General features: G+C 66.0%; 17 protein-coding genes. 7 read left to right on the top strand and 10 right to left on the bottom strand.

The features are described 5' to 3' along the window. Positions 1-82: 82 nt before the first annotated feature. Positions 83-538 (top strand): DUF4232 domain-containing protein, encoded by a 456-nt coding sequence (locus EV580_RS20725; RefSeq protein ID WP_286171705.1) that lies wholly within the window; start codon positions 83-85, stop codon positions 536-538. Then, positions 535-1,020, top strand: coding sequence for a pyridoxamine 5'-phosphate oxidase family protein (locus tag EV580_RS20720; RefSeq protein ID WP_133693060.1), 486 nt, complete (start codon positions 535-537; stop codon positions 1,018-1,020). The genes EV580_RS20725 and EV580_RS20720 overlap by 4 nt, the downstream gene beginning before the upstream one ends. Here EV580_RS20720 and EV580_RS20715 read toward each other — a convergent pair. From EV580_RS20715 to EV580_RS33800, 4 genes are all read right to left on the bottom strand, one after another. Further along, positions 1,007-2,353 carry an FAD-binding oxidoreductase gene (locus tag EV580_RS20715; RefSeq protein WP_133693059.1) on the bottom strand — a complete coding sequence of 449 codons (1,347 nt, stop codon included), beginning with the start codon at positions 2,351-2,353 and terminating at the stop codon, positions 1,007-1,009. The genes EV580_RS20720 and EV580_RS20715 overlap by 14 nt on opposite strands. Beyond that, on the bottom strand, positions 2,350-3,834 hold the full coding sequence (locus EV580_RS20710) for an APC family permease (protein ID WP_133693058.1): 1,485 nt from the start codon (positions 3,832-3,834) through the stop codon (positions 2,350-2,352). The genes EV580_RS20715 and EV580_RS20710 overlap by 4 nt, the downstream gene beginning before the upstream one ends. A gap of 28 nt (positions 3,835-3,862) precedes the next feature. Beyond that, entirely contained in the window at positions 3,863-4,093 is a 231-nt protein-coding gene (locus EV580_RS20705; RefSeq protein WP_133693057.1) for a hypothetical protein, read from the bottom strand. 88 nt (positions 4,094-4,181) lie between these two features. After that, positions 4,182-5,504, bottom strand: coding sequence for a hypothetical protein (locus EV580_RS33800; protein ID WP_166654787.1), 1,323 nt, complete (start codon positions 5,502-5,504; stop codon positions 4,182-4,184). Positions 5,505-5,639: 135 nt separating this feature from the next. Here EV580_RS33800 and EV580_RS20690 point away from each other — a divergent pair, with 135 nt between their 5' ends. The 4 genes from EV580_RS20690 (at position 5,640) to EV580_RS20675 (ending at position 8,438) form a co-directional block, all read left to right on the top strand. Further along, positions 5,640-5,927: a hypothetical protein gene (locus tag EV580_RS20690; protein ID WP_286171703.1), complete on the top strand. Its 288-nt coding sequence runs from the start codon at positions 5,640-5,642 to the stop codon at positions 5,925-5,927. Positions 5,928-6,077: 150 nt separating this feature from the next. Then, positions 6,078-6,986, top strand: coding sequence for a cytochrome c biogenesis CcdA family protein (locus EV580_RS20685; protein WP_133693054.1), 909 nt, complete (start codon positions 6,078-6,080; stop codon positions 6,984-6,986). Positions 6,987-7,126: 140 nt separating this feature from the next. Continuing rightward, a complete protein-coding gene (locus tag EV580_RS20680; protein WP_286171702.1) occupies positions 7,127-7,729 on the top strand; it encodes a TetR/AcrR family transcriptional regulator in 603 nt (200 codons plus the stop codon). A 4-nt stretch (positions 7,730-7,733) separates the two neighbouring features. Beyond that, on the top strand, positions 7,734-8,438 hold the full coding sequence (locus EV580_RS20675) for a zf-HC2 domain-containing protein (protein ID WP_133693052.1): 705 nt from the start codon (positions 7,734-7,736) through the stop codon (positions 8,436-8,438). Here EV580_RS20675 and EV580_RS20670 read toward each other — a convergent pair whose 3' ends face one another. From EV580_RS20670 to EV580_RS20650, 5 genes are all read right to left on the bottom strand, one after another. Beyond that, complete coding sequence (locus EV580_RS20670) at positions 8,439-9,083, bottom strand: hypothetical protein (protein ID WP_133693051.1); 645 nt, start codon at positions 9,081-9,083, stop codon at positions 8,439-8,441. It abuts the gene before it with no gap. A gap of 89 nt (positions 9,084-9,172) precedes the next feature. After that, positions 9,173-10,174: a hypothetical protein gene (locus EV580_RS20665; protein ID WP_133693050.1), complete on the bottom strand. Its 1,002-nt coding sequence runs from the start codon at positions 10,172-10,174 to the stop codon at positions 9,173-9,175. 8 nt (positions 10,175-10,182) lie between these two features. Then, a complete protein-coding gene (locus EV580_RS20660; RefSeq protein ID WP_133693049.1) occupies positions 10,183-11,508 on the bottom strand; it encodes a Dyp-type peroxidase in 1,326 nt (441 codons plus the stop codon). Next, positions 11,505-11,813: a nuclear transport factor 2 family protein gene (locus EV580_RS20655; protein ID WP_133693048.1), complete on the bottom strand. Its 309-nt coding sequence runs from the start codon at positions 11,811-11,813 to the stop codon at positions 11,505-11,507. Before EV580_RS20655 ends, EV580_RS20660 begins: the two co-directional genes overlap by 4 nt. Next, the gene (locus tag EV580_RS20650; protein ID WP_133693047.1) at positions 11,810-12,364 is read right to left on the bottom strand and encodes a hypothetical protein; all 555 of its coding nucleotides are present in this window, start codon (positions 12,362-12,364) and stop codon (positions 11,810-11,812) included. Before EV580_RS20650 ends, EV580_RS20655 begins: the two co-directional genes overlap by 4 nt. A gap of 75 nt (positions 12,365-12,439) precedes the next feature. Here EV580_RS20650 and EV580_RS20645 point away from each other — a divergent pair, with 75 nt between their 5' ends. Next, complete coding sequence (locus tag EV580_RS20645; protein ID WP_133693046.1) at positions 12,440-14,098, top strand: SLC13 family permease; 1,659 nt, start codon at positions 12,440-12,442, stop codon at positions 14,096-14,098. Here EV580_RS20645 and EV580_RS20640 read toward each other — a convergent pair whose 3' ends face one another. After that, a complete protein-coding gene (locus tag EV580_RS20640) occupies positions 14,099-15,226 on the bottom strand; it encodes a hypothetical protein (protein WP_133693045.1) in 1,128 nt (375 codons plus the stop codon). Positions 15,227-15,267: the final 41 nt, after the last annotated feature.

The raw sequence follows: 15,267 nt of genomic DNA, 5'->3' as shown, positions 1-15,267 counted from the left end.
AAAGGGTTGCGGACGAGGAAGGGTCGAAGAGATGTTCTCGAAATACTCTGTCGCAGCGGCCGCCACGGCTCTCATCGTTCCAGTGCTCGCCAGTCCCTGCGCGTTCGCGCTGCCGTCGTGCGCCATCGACACGCTGAGCCTGAGTACCAGTGCGCCCGCTTCGCCGGGCGACCAGAGCCAGATCCATTTCGATGTGATCGTCACGAACATCTCCGCGCAGTCCTGCGAGCTGATGGGCTATCCAGGCGTCGATCTCATCGGTCCCGACGACCCGATGTGGGGTCCGGACTATCAGCTCCCGCAACAGGCGGGCGATCCGCAGCCCGTCGCGCTGGCGCCCGGCGCGTCAGCGACCAGCCGGTTGACTTTCCTTGCCGACGCAGAAGGCTGGGTGCCCAACACCATCGCGGTGACCCTGCCGAACGGGCCGGGCCGGATGGAGACGCCCTGGATCGCCGGCGGCGTTCCGCTCGCCCGGCAGGACGGGGCTACCCACCCCGGGACCTACATCGGACCGTTTCAGCCCGCGACTGAATGAACGCCGAGGAATTGGCTCGCGAGCTTGGTGAGCCGGGTGCCCAGGAATTGCTCTCCGGTGCGATGGCCAGACTGGCCTACAACGGACATGACGGCTTTCCGCGCGTGATCCCGGTCGGGTTCCACTGGACCGGCGAGCGCATCGTCGTCTCCACGGCACCCACGTCTCCGAAGGCTCGCGCACTGGCGTCCCGTCCTCAGGTGGCCTTGACCATCGACGGCGGCTCAACGCCGGAAGAGGCGCGAGCGTTGCTGATCCGGGGCCTCGCCACGCTGGAGACCGTCGACGGCGTCACCGAGGAGTACCTCGCGTCGGCGCGGAACTCGATGGACGGCGAGGAACTCGCCGAGTTCGAGAAGAACGTCCAGGCGACCTACCCACAGATGGTCCGAATCTCGATCGAACCGGTGTGGGCGCGGTTCTACGACTTCGGAGCGGGGCGGTTGCCGGCATTCCTGGCGGAACTGATCAACGGGAGCTGACCGGCCGAATGCTCTGTTCGTAGGAGAAGACATTGTCGGGGTCGTATGCCGCCTTGATCTCCCGCAACCGTTCGACGTTGGCGCCCCAGTAGTCGCATTCCCATTCCGGCACACCGGCATTGGGTACGTTCACATAGGCGCCGTTGGCGTAGGGCTGCATTGCTTCGGTGAACTCCGCGACCCACGTCAGATACCTCTGCGTTTCCTCCTCGGATGCGGGCTGCCCGCCGCGGACACCCCAGCCGGCGCCGGGTTCGGCGTAGTACAGCGCTTTTCGGTGCGCGTACGCCGACCCACCCGCCGGCTCGCTGGAGAGTACCGCGCCGGCGAGGGCATTGGTGAAGTAGTTGCAGCCCGGCGGTGCCTTCGCCACGAACGTGGCGATGGTGTGGATCGCCTCGGGCGGCAGCTGCTCGGTCATGAACTGCGAGGTGAACTTCCAGTTCGCCGGCTCGTTTTCGATGGGAATCTGGAAGCCCGCGTAGATCTGAGCCCACCCCGCGTCCTGCACCACCACGTCCGGGTCTCCGATGGACAGCATTGGTGAAAGAAGCTGCAACGCTTCGGCTTCCGTCCCGGAGGCGAGGACAGCGTGCATCGCGAACGTGTCCCGCTCGATCTCGAGCTGGCTGGTCAGGCGATTGTCGACATAGGGGGCAGAGTGCTGCCACAGCTCGAAGACCGCTTCGAGGTCTTCGAGCCCGGTCCACGTCGCCACCACGAAAATCGCCTGTGTCAGTGGGCGAATCCGATACGTCAGCGAGCTGACGATGCCGAAGTTGCCATTGCCCGCACCGCGCAACGCCCAGAGCAGATCGGGGTTGTTGGTCTCGTCGGCGACCACTACTTCGCCTGATGCGAGAACGACCTCGGCCGCGAGCAGATTGTCCGATGCCATGCCGTAGAGCCGGGTGAGCAGGCCAAAGCCACCGCCCAGCGTCGCGCCGGTGAGCCCGACGGTTCCTTCGGTGCCAGTGGGTGCCGCGAAGCCGGCCGCACCCAAGGCGGTGACCGCCTCCAACTGCTTGAGCCCTGCGCCTACGGTCGCGGTCTGCGCCGCCGCGTCGATCACCACCGACTTCAACCCACTGACGTCGATCACCACGCCGTCGTCGAGACCCGACCAGCCTTCCAGCGCGTGGCCGCCGCTGCGCACCCGGAACGGGAGTCCGCTTTGACGGGCCCAGGTCAGCGCGTTGACGACATCCTGGGTGCTCTCGGCGAACACGACAGCCGAAGGCTTGTGCGTGAAGAAGTGATTCCAGCCCCTGCTCGCATCGGGGTAGTCGGCGTCGCCGGGACGAACCACCCGGCCGGTGAGTACGGCGTTCACGATTGCTCCACCTTCTCTTCGTCGAACATGTTGGGGTCGCCGGGTTCGTTCTCGAGCACTTCGCGGTCGAACTTCCACATGTAGGCGAAGTAGAGCGCGCCCACCGCGGAGAGCCCGACGGCGATCACGATCGGCGCCGGTGTCGTGGATGACGCGATGACTACGAACAGTGAAATGACCACCCAGACAAGCGCTCCGATCGCGACGGGCCACTCCCAGCGCCCGAGGTCGAAACCGCCCGGCTTGCGGTCGAGCTTGTGACGCGTCGCCAGGTACAGAATGATCGTCAGTAGATACGGGATCATGGTGACAATGGCGCCGGCCAAGATCAGTTGCAGCAGTGCATCACCCGGCATGAGAGCCATCAGGATGACGCCGACCGCGAGCACCAGCAGCGTGGCCGGGATCGGTGTGCGGGTCTTCGGATTCACCCGGCGCATGACCTTGTAGGCAGGGAAGCGTCCATCCCGCGACATCGCATAGATGTACCGGGCCCCCGACACCATGCTGACCAGAGCCGCTCCGAAGAACGCGAGCGTGATCGCGGCGAGCAGTGGCCGCTCGAACGCGGGGCCGAATCGTTCGTTCATGATCTCGGCGACCGGCGACTCGGAGTTGGACGCCTTGGCCATGTCGGTGATCGAGATGGTCAAGATGATCACGAACAGCATGCCCAGGACCGATGCCGCCGTCACGGACCCGATGATCGCGCGCGGCACGCTGCGGGTCGGATTCTTCGCCTCTTCAGCCATATTCGACGCCGTTTCGAAACCGACGAGGGTGGACAGGCCCATGATCGATGCGGCCATCAGGCCACCGCCGATGGCGAGGAAGTTGGGGTCACCCTCGGTGATGCCTCGGGAGAACAGGTTGGCCGGTGTGCCGGTTCCGGTCACCACGATCGCGACCGTCAGCGCGATGCCGATCACGAGCAGGATGCCCAGTTCCACGCCCACCGACAGCGAGTTGACCCACCCCACGATGCGGGTGGCGGCGATGGCGAGCACCGCCTGAATGGCCAGGAGGATCACCGTGATGATCCGGGCGGTCGTCTCATTCGGTTCCATATTCAGCAGTGGCATCAGGCATTGACTGGCCAAGGCGTTGTCGATCGTGACCGGGCTGGCGAGTGCGCTGATGACGGCAAGCCAGCCGAACGCCCACCCGATCTTGGGGCTGGCCAGTCGGGACGCCCACGCATAGGACGATCCGCTCAGCGGAATGCGTGCCGCGAACTGTGCGTAGACCAAGGCGACCAGGATCTGGCCGATCGCGACGATGGGGAACAACCAGATTCCGACGGGGCCGGAGTCGCGCAGGACGTCGTCGTAGGTGGCGAAGATGCCGACCGCGACGGAGAGCGAAGCGAACGAAATGGCAAACACCTGAAAGCCATTCAGCGTTCGCTTGAGTTCCGGCTCGTAGCCGCAGTCTTCGCAGAATTCGTCAGCGGCCTGGTTGGCTGCAAGAGCTTCCGTCATTTCTCTGACCTTAGGTTGTGGTGGGCGTTCACTGGCCGCGATGCGTGGAGTCGTCGCCGTGAATCGGGATGACGGTGCCGCGCCGAACGACGTCTTGGTCGCCGTCGTGCCGCGGGGCCGACTGGTGGGTCGCCGGGGCGGCGTTGGTCGGCGAGTCGGCATGTGCCAACCCGGTTCCGATACCCAGCGCGGCGGCGCTGATGCCGCCGAGGAGTGCGCCGTAGGCTGCGAGCTTCTTGATGCCAGTGAGGGTGTTCATGCGAATGAACCTATGGCCCCGGTCACGTCCACAACTTCGGTCGAACTATGTGTTCTCCGAGCTCACCGATGGGTCAAATGATGTAGATCTACAGCGGGCTGTCTCCCGGGCGGCCGCCCCGACCGCCGAGACCACCGTTGCCCCCGGTGCCCCCGACCGGAGGGCTGCCCGCGTGTGCACCGCTACCCGCGACGGTTCCGCCCACGCCCGTGCCGCCGTTGGCGCCGGTGCCGCCGTTGCCTCCCGAGCCGGAGTTGCTGTTCCCACCTCTGCCGCCGTCGCCGCCGTGACCACCGAAGATGGCGCCGGCGCCGCCGTAGCCGGCGGCGCCGCCCTGACCACCGGTGCCGATCGTGACGCTGCCACCCCGGCCGCCGAATCCGCCGCTAACGCCGGAAATTCCTCCGCGGCCACCAGTGCCGCCGTCACCGCCGGTGCCACCCTTTCCTGTGCCCCCACCCCCGACACCGCCGTCGCCGCCGGCCCCGCCGACTCCCAACACGCCACCGTTACCGCCGTCGGCGCCGCGGCCGCCGCGGAAACCGCCACCACTGCCGGCATTCCCACCGGTACCTCCGTGCCCGCCGTTGCCGGTGAGCACACCACCATCTCCGCCCCGACCGCCCGCCCCGCCGGCGGCATTCGCGCCCCCATTTCCACCACCGCCACCGGCTCCGCCGTCGGTCATCAGGCCGCCGCGGCCACCGTCGCCACCCGCGCCGCCGTTGCTCACAGATCCATTGCCGCCGTCGCCACCGCTGCCTCCGCGGCCGCCGAACAGGCCCGCGTCGCCCCCGCCACCGCCGTTGCCCCCGTTGGCGCCCGCCGATCCGCCGCCGCCCGATCCACCACTGCCGCCGTCACCGCCGAACAAGCCGGCCGATCCGCCGGCGCCGCCGTTGCCGCCGCCCGCGGCACCGCTTCCCCCGTCGCCGCCGCTGCCGGCCAGTGCGCCGCCGTGTCCGCCCGATCCACCGTCGATGTGTTGAGTCGTCCCGCTGCCACCTCTACCGCCGGCGCCGAACAGGCCGGCGTCACCGCCCCTACCGCCGTTCGCGCCGTTGCCACCATTGCCGGCGAACCACCCGCCGTTGCCGGCGTCGCACGCCGTGCCGCAGGTGTCCGGATCGGGGCTGTATCCGTTGCCGACCAACAGCCCGCCGTCGGGATGGTCGACGGTCCCGTTGCCGATGAGCATGATCGGGCTGCCCGCGACGGCGGGGGAGGCAGCAATGGGTCCAGGGCCATCGCATCGTGCCACGTCGAAATCGCAAGGGCCCGAAGCACTTTCCGGTGCGCCGACCGCCACCGCGGCGTTCGTCGCGGCCAAGAGATAGCCGCTCCCGATGATGGCGAGCCCGGCGATCGCGCCCCGAACACAGGGGAATGGCGACGTGCTGCGTGCAGTCATGAGCGAAAACTACGAGTGCACCGTCTTCGCCCGCATCGCCTGGCCCGGCCATCTTGAACCGATGGCCGACTTCGGCCACGTGAACGGTCGGCGATTCGGTGCATAGCCGCGGCCGGGACGGGTTATGAATTCATGGTGAGCAACCACCACGTGAATCTGACCCCGCAGGAAGACTCGTTGATCGCCGAAAGCCATCCTGAAGCTCTGGCGCGGATGGACGCCAAGCAGCTCAAGGAGCTGCAGAATCGGCTCAGGCAAGCACGTGAGAAGAACTTCAGCCTGTTGCGTCGCGAGGGAGCCGCCCGGGTCGAGGCCGAAGGTGCCCGCGGAGCCGCCCAGCCCGCCAACGAGAAGCGCGGCGAAAAAGTCGAGGTCTTCGACGAGGCGCTGGCTCGGGTGAGTCAGTACCTCGACGCCGACTAGCGCGCCGCGAAAATCCGCTGACTTTTGGTTGAACCCGGGAGCGCTCTGGTTCGTGTCTTACCCAGACGACGTTCCCGGGCCGCCGAGAGACAGGGGTTTGCGATGCGGAGACCGACAGAGTGACCCGAATGAGCTAGCGCGGCGCACCCCGTGGAACAGAGTCTGATCGGACTTGCTTTCGGAGCCGGATTGGTAGCAGTACTCAATCCGTGCGGCTTCGCGATGCTGCCCGTCTATATGACTCTGGTCGTGCGCGGTGACGCTACCGGTGAGCTCAGCGCACTACGCCGCGCTGTCGTTGCCACCATCGAGATGGTCTTGGGCTTCATGACGGTGTTCGGTGCCTTTGGATTGCTCACCGTGTCCGCGGCGTCGGCCGTCCAGCAGTATCTGCCGTACGTCACGGTGCTGATCGGCGTCGTGCTTGTCGGCCTGGGGGTCTGGTCGTTGGCCGGCCGTCACCTTCCGGGACTCAATCCGGTCGTCCGCAGCGGCCGGTGGGCGCCGACGGTGCGCGGTGGCTCGATGTTCGGCTACGGGATCGGCTATGCGATCGCGTCACTGTCGTGCACCATCGGGCCGTTCCTGGCGGTCACCGCGGCCAGCTTCCGTAGCGGTCTCATCGTCGACGGTCTGCTGACCTATCTCGTCTACGCGGCGGGAATGTCGCTGATCGTCGGTGTGCTTGCCATTGCCGCAGCATTCGCCAACCCGGTCGGGATGTATCGGATGCGCCGAATCCTGCCGTACACCAACAGGATCGGCGGCGCGCTGGTCCTGTTCGTCGGACTGTATGTCGCCTACTACGGGGTCTATGAGATCCGCATCTTCAACGGCGCCACCGCGCCCGACGATCCGGTGATCTCAGCCGCCGGGCGTATTCAGAGCGCCTTGGTCATGTGGGTCCACGGGCATGGTGGCTATCCGTGGCTTGTGGCGTTGTCGGTGCTGGTGCTCAGCGCGTTCGGGGTGGCTTGGGGCAGGACGTTGCGCCGCACGGCCAAGGTCCGCCGGGTGCTGAAGCTGCACGCCGGCGAACTCAGCGCGTCTTCTTCGTAGTCCGAACGGGCAACTGAACCGATTCCTGCCGTCACACGTGTCTCACTAGGGGACACTGACTGTCTGATCAGGAGAAAGTCATCGTGGAACAAGGAGTGTTGACGTTGACACCATCGGTTTCGGCGGACGACCGTGTCGGGGTGCCTGAGGTCACGCCCGTCGACGCGCGTCAGCGCATCCTGCAAGCCACAGTCGAGTGCTTCCGTGCCCACGGCTATGAGAAATCCTCGATGCGGCTGATCGCGACCACCGCCAAGGTGTCCCAGACGCTGCTCCACTACCACTACGAGACCAAAGAGAAGCTGTTCGACGCCGCCATCAACGATGTGGCGACGAAGCTGTTCGCGACGGCCGAAGCTCAGTTGACGCAAGCCACGACCGTGCCCGACGGTTTGGCCGATGCGGCCGGTCTGCTCTACACGCTGTTCATCGACAACCTCGACACGGTCACTTTCGTCGTCGAGTTCGGCGCGGCGGCCAACCACAACGAGTTCCTCCGAACCGCGTACCTCGATTTTCGCGACCGGCAGCGCCAGCAGTTCGCCGGGTTGCTGGGATCCATCACGGGAGCCGATGCGCCCGAGGACCTGATCGACGAGTCGGTGCGGCTGATGGAGATCGTGCTCCTCGGCATGTCGATGCAGCGCCCGTTCGTGACCGACGCGCCGCGCTTTCGGGGCGACTTCGATCGCTTCGTCCTCATGCTGATCACCCGGATGATCGAAGGAATGGCCTCGAGGTGACGTGATGACGACGCTCGACGGCTCGCCGTCGCCCGGCGGGACCCACGAGTACGCGCTCTGGGACGCGGCGTACGTGCTGGGTTCGTTGTCGTGTTCGGAACGGCGCGAATTCGAGTCCCATCTGCGTTCCTGTCCGCAGTGCGCCGAGTCCGTCGGTGAGCTGAGTGGCATGCCGGCGCTGCTCTCGCAGATCGAGCGCGGCTATGTCGACACCATCGACGACCACGGCACACCGGCGTCCGCGGCACTGCCGCCGCTACGGGATCAGGTTCTGGCCAAGGTGAATTCGCATCGGCGTCGCTCCCGTGCGGTGACGTGGACGCTGACAACCGCCGCCGCGGTGGCGATCGGCGTCTTCGTGGCCATCGAATCCAACCCGATGGCGATGGCACCGGTGCAGGATCAGCCGGCGGCACTCGCCATGACACCCACCAAACCCGTACCGCTCACTGCCACAGTCACACTCAGCAGCCGGGCGTGGGGCACCCGCGTCGACATGAACTGCGTCTACGCCGACGACGCCGACGGCAAGCTGGCCATGGTGGCGGTGGGGCGCGACGGCAGCCACGTTCAGTTGGCGACGTGGACCGCACACTCCGGTACACCGGCGTCACTGGGCGCCAGCACCTCGATGCCGATCGACCAGATCGCGTCGGTCCAGATCGTCACTGCCGATGCGGGCGCCGTGCTCCTGGAGCGGGCTCTCTGACTACTTCAGGGCGGGTGCAGCTGCCTGGATCGCGGCGACCTGAGCCTTGCCCACGGACTCCACGTAATCCTGCGGCACCGGGTTGAGGTCACCGTCTGGGCTGACGAACAGGATCATCGACGAGTAGTTGTCGACCGTGAACAGCAGAGCGGACGACGCGTGCTTGTTCTCCGGATCGGTTCCGGTGGTCAGCATCGCGTCGGGTGTCACCGACGGCACGGGCACAGGCGTCCCGGTCTGATGCGTCGGCAGGCTCGCGGCGACACCGCCGAGCCACGTCGCGGCGGCGGCGGCGCTGTCATTGATCACGACCGACGCGTTGATGACGTTGGGCCCGGACGTGTAGATGCGGGACACGTCGGTTGGCGGGGGAGTCGTGCTCAGCTTCGGATCCTCGGCAGCGACGAACGGGCCGTCCGGGGTAGGCGGAATGTCTTCGGGCTTCATCAGCAGCGTCGTGTAGTCCTTCGACGCAGGCGCGGCGCTGGTTTCGGTGCTGGTGGCCGATGCCGCCGCAGAGGTCGCCGAGGTCGAGCTGGCCGACGACGACTCGGATTTCGAATCATCTTTGCCGCAGCCGGCGACGACCAGTCCGAGTGCCAGTGCGGCGGCGGTGACGGGGACGATCGAGCGAGCAGATTTCATGACGTTGATCTCCTCATCCGGCCGCGCGTGGCTTGGCGGCTCAGACCGCACGGTACCAGCGGAGCTGTGAAATTCCTGTCAATTGCTCACTAGCCCATCGTGACCAGGTTGTGCCATAGGTTGCGCAAGCTGTCGGTGCCGCCGAACAGCGTCGTGAAGTGCGTCGAGTCGATCAGCACAATGTCACCTGCCCGCGGGCCCGACGGCGGCATCCAGATCAGCGCGTTGAACTCCGTCTCACCCGCCTGCGTGAACGGATGCGGGCGGTTCGGGTCGACCTTCTGGCGGCCCAGCACGCGAACGTTCGCACTCTCGGGTGCGGTGAGTTCGTAGTGCGGAAGATGTGGGTGGAAGTTGAACGTCGTCACGTTATCGAGCAGCCGTGCCGAGTCCAGATCGCGAAAACCGGTGAGCGGTGCGATCTCCCGCGTCCCTTCGACTACTGCGGGCCGCAGTCCCCAGGTGTTGTGCACGGGCACCTGTAGCGCCTTCATGAGCGAGCGGGTGTACTGACCGAAGCGCTGCTGCCGGGGGACCAGCCGGTCGCCATGATGTTCATATTCGACTTGGCGCTGGGCGAAGTCCTCGGTGAATCCCACATCGTGATGCGGAGCGAGCAGCAGGCAGGTGCCTTCGCGTGTCAGCCAATCTTCAATGGCGGCGATCTCTTCCGGCGCGGCCTCCTGTTCGGAGAGCAGATGGTCCAGTCCGAACACCATCAGCGTGTCGGTGTCGGCCAGGACGCGTTCGTCGATCGGTAGGCGGTAGCCGGCCTGGTCGATGCGCTGGAACACCGCGACGGGGTGGCCGGTGGCCTCTTCGGTGAGTTCCTGGAACGACAGTGTGGATCGGTGAAACAGCTCCAGCGTTCCGGCGATGCCCTGCAGGAAGTTCTCGGCGGCGTACTCGGGCGTCTCATAGGCGGGCCAGGCGACATTGCGCACTTCGGTCATCGTCGAGAACCGGTTGTAGATTCCGGCTGGATCACGTTGAGACTCCCACGGATAGCTCCACGTCCAGTAGATGCTGACCCGCCGGCGCCCGTCATGGTTGCGTGCGACGTGGCTCTGGTTGTAGGTGCGTGCGCGCATCGTGATCCTTACGTGCCGAGCGTCGCGAGATATCGCAACGCGTTGAGCCCCGGCAAGAAGAAGTACGCCCCGCCGGTGAGTGTCGTGAATGCCGGAATACCTTTGTGGACCTTGCGGATGGGTCGCTTCGGTACGGTGAAATCGAGTGTGCCGTCCTGTGTTCCGCAGATCGGGTCATGTTCGTTGCCAAGTTCGTGGAAGGTCTTGTCGTTGATCCAGACGTTCTGGGCGAATTCGAACTGACGCACCAGGTCCGCGCAGATGATAAACGCCGCGATACCGCGTTCGACACCGTCGTCGGGCGCGTTGTCGGGGAGCGCGGGGCCGTAGGTGGCACCGCGCCGGATCATCCTGCGACGGTTCATGTAGTGCGCGGTGTCGCGCGGATTGAGCCTGCGGGCATGTGACCCCAGCGGACATGCGTAGCCGAACGGGTCCATCTCCTTGTAGTTGTAGTCGTTGTTGCGCATCGGATCGGCACCCAACTCGGGATCGTCCTTGTCAGGCGCCAGCACCAGCGGTGCGCCGCTGCGCCAACGGCCCATGAATTTCGCGGCCAGCAGCTCCGCACCCTCGGGAGTGTCGGCATTGGCACGTAGATAGTCGCGGAACACCGCGACATGTTCTTCCAGCCGCCGGTAGGCCATGTAGCTTCCGTTGCGCGACAGCACTTCCGGCCGGGGAAGGTTGATCACCGGGCCGTTCTCGTCGGGATAGCCGAGGATGAACTCACCCGGTTCCAGCGGGTCTCCCGAGCCCGGCGTCGGATCTTCACCCGCGCCCTTCATCACCGGCTGCGACAACCGGTCCCGGAAACCGAAGTGGTCGTGGGCGTAGTTGAACGGCGGGGTTGCGTTGAGGTCCAGATACGACAGGCTGCGCACACCGTGGGTCCTGGCGAGCAGTTTGTCATGCTCGTCGATCGAGCGCGCGCACTGATCGTCAGTGCGGGAGAACAGGATGGCGATCGCATGCAGATCGTCGCCGGCCAGTCCGCCGACCCACTTCTCCGGCGCCGCGGCCCCGGTATCGCCCAGGATCTCCGCCCGCGCCGGCATGCCTTCCCGAAATGCGTCCGGGAACGACGCCAGCGAATCCTCGGGCACCCCGAGTGCCCGCAGCCCAGTCCACGTGAACGCCAGCGTGACCCAGCGATCGGAGCTGTCCATCGTCGCCCGCACGTCGGCGGCCGACTGCACCTTGTCGAGCAGTTCGGTCAGCCAGGCGCGTCCGCCCGCCGGGGTGTCGAAGGTCAGGAACTCGTAGCGGCCGGTGATGGCCGGTGTGCGCGTCAGCAGGATGTGCTGGATGTCGTCGAGCTCCAGTGCAGTCATTGGGTGCCCTTCGTCCACGCCCTGGCCGCAATCCGCCAACCCTCGGGCCGTTGCCGCGGGGCCATCGTGATCACGGCGCCTACCTGGGTTACGGTCACTAGATAGTTTGCGGCGCCGTGATTCTCGGCCTCGGTCAAGACATCGCGGTACCAATCCCGGTCCGCAGCCGGACCCTGCCATACGGGGGGTGCCATGCCGTCGAGAATGGACCCGCTGACGTCCAAGACCGCGGCCATCGCGTCGGCGTCGCCCGCATTGAAGCCGTCGATGTAGCGCTGGACGGCTCCGCGTGCCGTCGAGGTCATTGCATCTGGTCGAGCATCGTCGAGAATGCGTCCTTGAGCCGTAACGCCTTCTTGATCTCGTCGGCGGTGACGTAAGGGTATTCGCCGTACTCGAGGAAGCTCGGGCACTGATGATCACGCACGAACTTCACGAAGGCGTCGGGATTCTCCTTCCAATCCTCCGGGAAGCCTTCGAGATTGGTGAAGACTGTGGTGATACCGGTCTGGCTGAACAGTTGCACCGCGTCCTCGGTGTACTTGTCGAAGTCGGTATCGAAGATGCCCTGGTATTGAAAATGCAGCCCGGAGCCGACGTCGAAAAGCACCCACCGCAGATAGTGCAGGCGAAGCGGTGCCAGCACATCGGGGCTGGCAGCAATCGCCTCCTCGATCTGCTTTCCGTAGGCCCGGACGGTCTCCTCGCGGCCCTCTTTGACCTTGGCGATGATAGAGAAGCCGTAGCACGCGGGCGTGCGCGGAAAGACCGGCCCGTAGCGTCCCCGCTCCAGCTCGAAGTAGCCCTCCTCGGGAATGGCCCGCGCGGCAGGCTTCGACCAATCCTGATCTGACATTTCTTGCCCCCGATCACCGCAGTGATTACGGACGGAACGTAACACCGGCGCACGCCAAGCACCAGAATGAACGCCATGACAATCCTGGCCGCGGTGATCGTCGTCGTCACCCTGATCGTGATGACGACAGGCAGGCAGCCGGCGGTGCTCGCACTGATCTGTGCGCTCGTGGTCGCCGGCCTGGCGGGCATCGCCACTCCGGCAGAGTTGTTCAGCGGCTTGAGCAACGGCGGGGTCGTCACCATCGCGGCCATGCTCGTGATCGCGAAGGGGGTGCTCTACACCGGGGTCATCACCCGCGTCACCCATCGCCTGCTTGCCGGGGTGCAGAGCACCGGACAGGTACTGCGCCGGCTCATCCCGCCGGTCGGCATCGTCTCGGCACTGATCAACACCACCCCCATCGTGGCGATGCTGATCCCGGCCACCAAGGAACTCGAACAGCAGTCCGGCGTCCCGGCCCGCGGGGTGCTGTTGCCCATCGCGCACGCCACCACGCTGGCCGGCTCGGCGACCCTGATCGGAACCAGCTCCAACCTGCTGATCGCCGGTATCGCGGCACCGGCCGGTGTCCAGGTCAAGATGTTCTCGTTCGTGCCGATCGCGGTGCCGGTCGCGCTCGTCGGGTGGCTCGTGTTGCTGATCGCCGCGCCGCTGATGCTGCGGGGCCGTACCGAGCAGACCGCGCGAAAGCTGGACTGGCGGGCCGAGATTCCCGTTGCCGCCGGCGCTAACGCGGTGGGCCGCACCTGTGCTGAACTCGGGGTGCGTGCCACCCCCGAATTCGAGTTGGTGGAGATCCAGCGCTGGGGGGACGTCATCGGGCCGGACAGCTTGGTTCAGACCGACGACATCCTGGTCTACCGCGCCACCGAGTCAGGCGTTCGGATGCTCTGGGCCAGTCCGCGTTTCGGCCACGCGGCGCAGGCGCTCTACATGGTGTCGATCGCCACCGACGAATCGGCCAGCGTGCGCGACCTCGAGGAGGAAGAGGACGTTCACGTGGTCGCCGCGCAGTCCACCAAACGATTGCGTGACACCCCGGCGCTGCCCGGCGAAATGTGTCTCGTCACAACGAGTTCCGCATCGGTGCTGGCCGATCATCCGCTGGTCGGTCTGTGGCAGACGGTTGCGGGTAAGGCGCCGCAGACCGCGAAGACGTGGATCGCGCTGGCCATCCTGGTCGGGGTCGTCACCAGCGCGGCGTTCAACGTCGCCCCGATCGAGTTGATCGCCGTCACCGGCGCCACCTTGATGGTGCTCACCGGCGTCCTCACCCCTCGCTCGGCCGTGCGGGCACTGAACTGGAACATCCTGGCAATCATCGCCGGCTCGATCGGCTTGGGCGTGATCGTCGTGAACAGCGGTCTGGGCGACCACATTTCGTCGGCAATCTTGGCGCTGTCCACTGGGAGCACCGCGCTGGTCTTGCTCGTGATCGCGGTCGTCACCACGGTGCTCACCAACGTGGTCACCAATGCCGCCGCCGCGGCAATTGTGACGCCGGTGGCGTTGACCATCGCCGCCGCCACCGGGCTGGACGCCATTGCGCTCCTGACGCTGATCGGTACGTGTATCTCGTTCACGTTCCTCAACCCGTTCAGCCATCAGTCCAATCTGATGGTCATGAAGCCGGGCGGCTACAGCACGTCGACGTTCGTGCGTTTCGGTATTCCGTTGACTGTCATCTCAGTGGCCACCGCCTTCGGCGTTGCCTGGCTGATGTCGCGGTAGTCAGGACACCGTGATGGTCGGGATCGTGCCGCGACCCGCGCCCGAGGCGAGCCCGGAAAAGTAGGCACCAGACCACATCCACAGGCCGGCCTGCAGCCGTAGTGAGCTGCGACCTGTCGCGGCGTCACCGTCGGCGTACGCGGCCATGCTGGACAGCACTGCCGCCTTGCTGACCATCAGATAGGCCGAACTCAATTCGACGAGTGCGGTGTAGGAGGCCGGTGAGAAGCCCGAACGTGCGATTCCCTCCCACACGAATCGACCCGCACTCGTCGCGCCGTTGAGCACGGTGGTCCACAGCGCCATCTCCGCCCAGCCGGGGGTGTCCGGATGATCGAGCTCGCCAAGCACACTGTCGTAGCGGGTGGCCAATTCCAGCGGGAAGGCGGTCGAATTGCAGTCCAGGAATCCCTGACAGGTCAACGTGTCCTGCATCGAGGGCACACCGGCCGGCGGGTGCTCCAGCACCACCTGCAGATAACCCCGGTTGTACCCGTAGAGCGCCAGCAGCACGGGCACCGACGCGTGCGCGACGGTCGAGACGAGCCAGTCCGGCGCGCGTGCCGACGCGCCCGTCAGGCCGGCTGACAATGCGTCGAAGAGGCGAATGCCCACCGACGCGATCGTGGCTGCGCCTGCGGTGGTCCCACTGAGGTTGTCCCGCAACCAGATTCCCCCGAAGTAGCCCGATGCCGCCAGATTCCCGAGCAGCAGGCGAGCCTGTTGGGACGGAATACTCGGCTCGGCGAGGGCGTCGAGGCTCTTCACCGCAAGGTCGCCGAAGAAGAATCGCGCACTGTCGGCGGGATCCCCTCCCGCGTCGACGTAGTCGGTGGCGAATCCCTTCATGAAATCGGGGGAGACGGTGAACGACAGGCCGTTGCGCACCGGCATCGGCGGCAGATGCACCGCGATGGACAGTTCGCGACGGGCCGTCTTAGGGACGATGCGTCCACTCGGTCGATTCGCCGGCTTGTGCGTCTGCTTGTGCGCCCGGGCCGGGCCCGCGACGGAAGTGTGGACCGAGGCAGTGTCGGGGGCGGCCGACGCGACACCGTGGCCGACGAAGAACGCGGCACCGATCCCGAGCGCGATCACCGCACCTCCGACGTAGCCCGACGCCCGCACCCCACCTCCTGAGCAATGATGTCCCTGACAACTGCCAGCAG

Source organism: Mycobacterium sp. BK086 (genome assembly GCA_004362315.1).
Lineage (GTDB): Bacteria > Actinomycetota > Actinomycetes > Mycobacteriales > Mycobacteriaceae > Mycobacterium.
This window is presented reverse-complemented; position numbering and strand designations above follow the sequence as displayed.

Coding starts and splice junctions, on each gene's coding strand:
- EV580_RS20720 (WP_133693060.1), top strand. CDS start 535: ATGAACGCCGAGGAATTGGCTCGCGAGCTTGGTGAGCCGGGTGCCCAG.
- EV580_RS20710 (WP_133693058.1), bottom strand. CDS start 3,834: ATGACGGAAGCTCTTGCAGCCAACCAGGCCGCTGACGAATTCTGCGAA.
- EV580_RS20705 (WP_133693057.1), bottom strand. CDS start 4,093: ATGAACACCCTCACTGGCATCAAGAAGCTCGCAGCCTACGGCGCACTC.
- EV580_RS33800 (WP_166654787.1), bottom strand. CDS start 5,504: ATGACTGCACGCAGCACGTCGCCATTCCCCTGTGTTCGGGGCGCGATC.
- EV580_RS20675 (WP_133693052.1), top strand. CDS start 7,734: ATGACGACGCTCGACGGCTCGCCGTCGCCCGGCGGGACCCACGAGTAC.
- EV580_RS20670 (WP_133693051.1), bottom strand. CDS start 9,083: ATGAAATCTGCTCGCTCGATCGTCCCCGTCACCGCCGCCGCACTGGCA.
- EV580_RS20665 (WP_133693050.1), bottom strand. CDS start 10,174: ATGCGCGCACGCACCTACAACCAGAGCCACGTCGCACGCAACCATGAC.
- EV580_RS20660 (WP_133693049.1), bottom strand. CDS start 11,508: ATGACTGCACTGGAGCTCGACGACATCCAGCACATCCTGCTGACGCGC.
- EV580_RS20655 (WP_133693048.1), bottom strand. CDS start 11,813: ATGACCTCGACGGCACGCGGAGCCGTCCAGCGCTACATCGACGGCTTC.
- EV580_RS20650 (WP_133693047.1), bottom strand. CDS start 12,364: ATGTCAGATCAGGATTGGTCGAAGCCTGCCGCGCGGGCCATTCCCGAG.
- EV580_RS20645 (WP_133693046.1), top strand. CDS start 12,440: ATGACAATCCTGGCCGCGGTGATCGTCGTCGTCACCCTGATCGTGATG.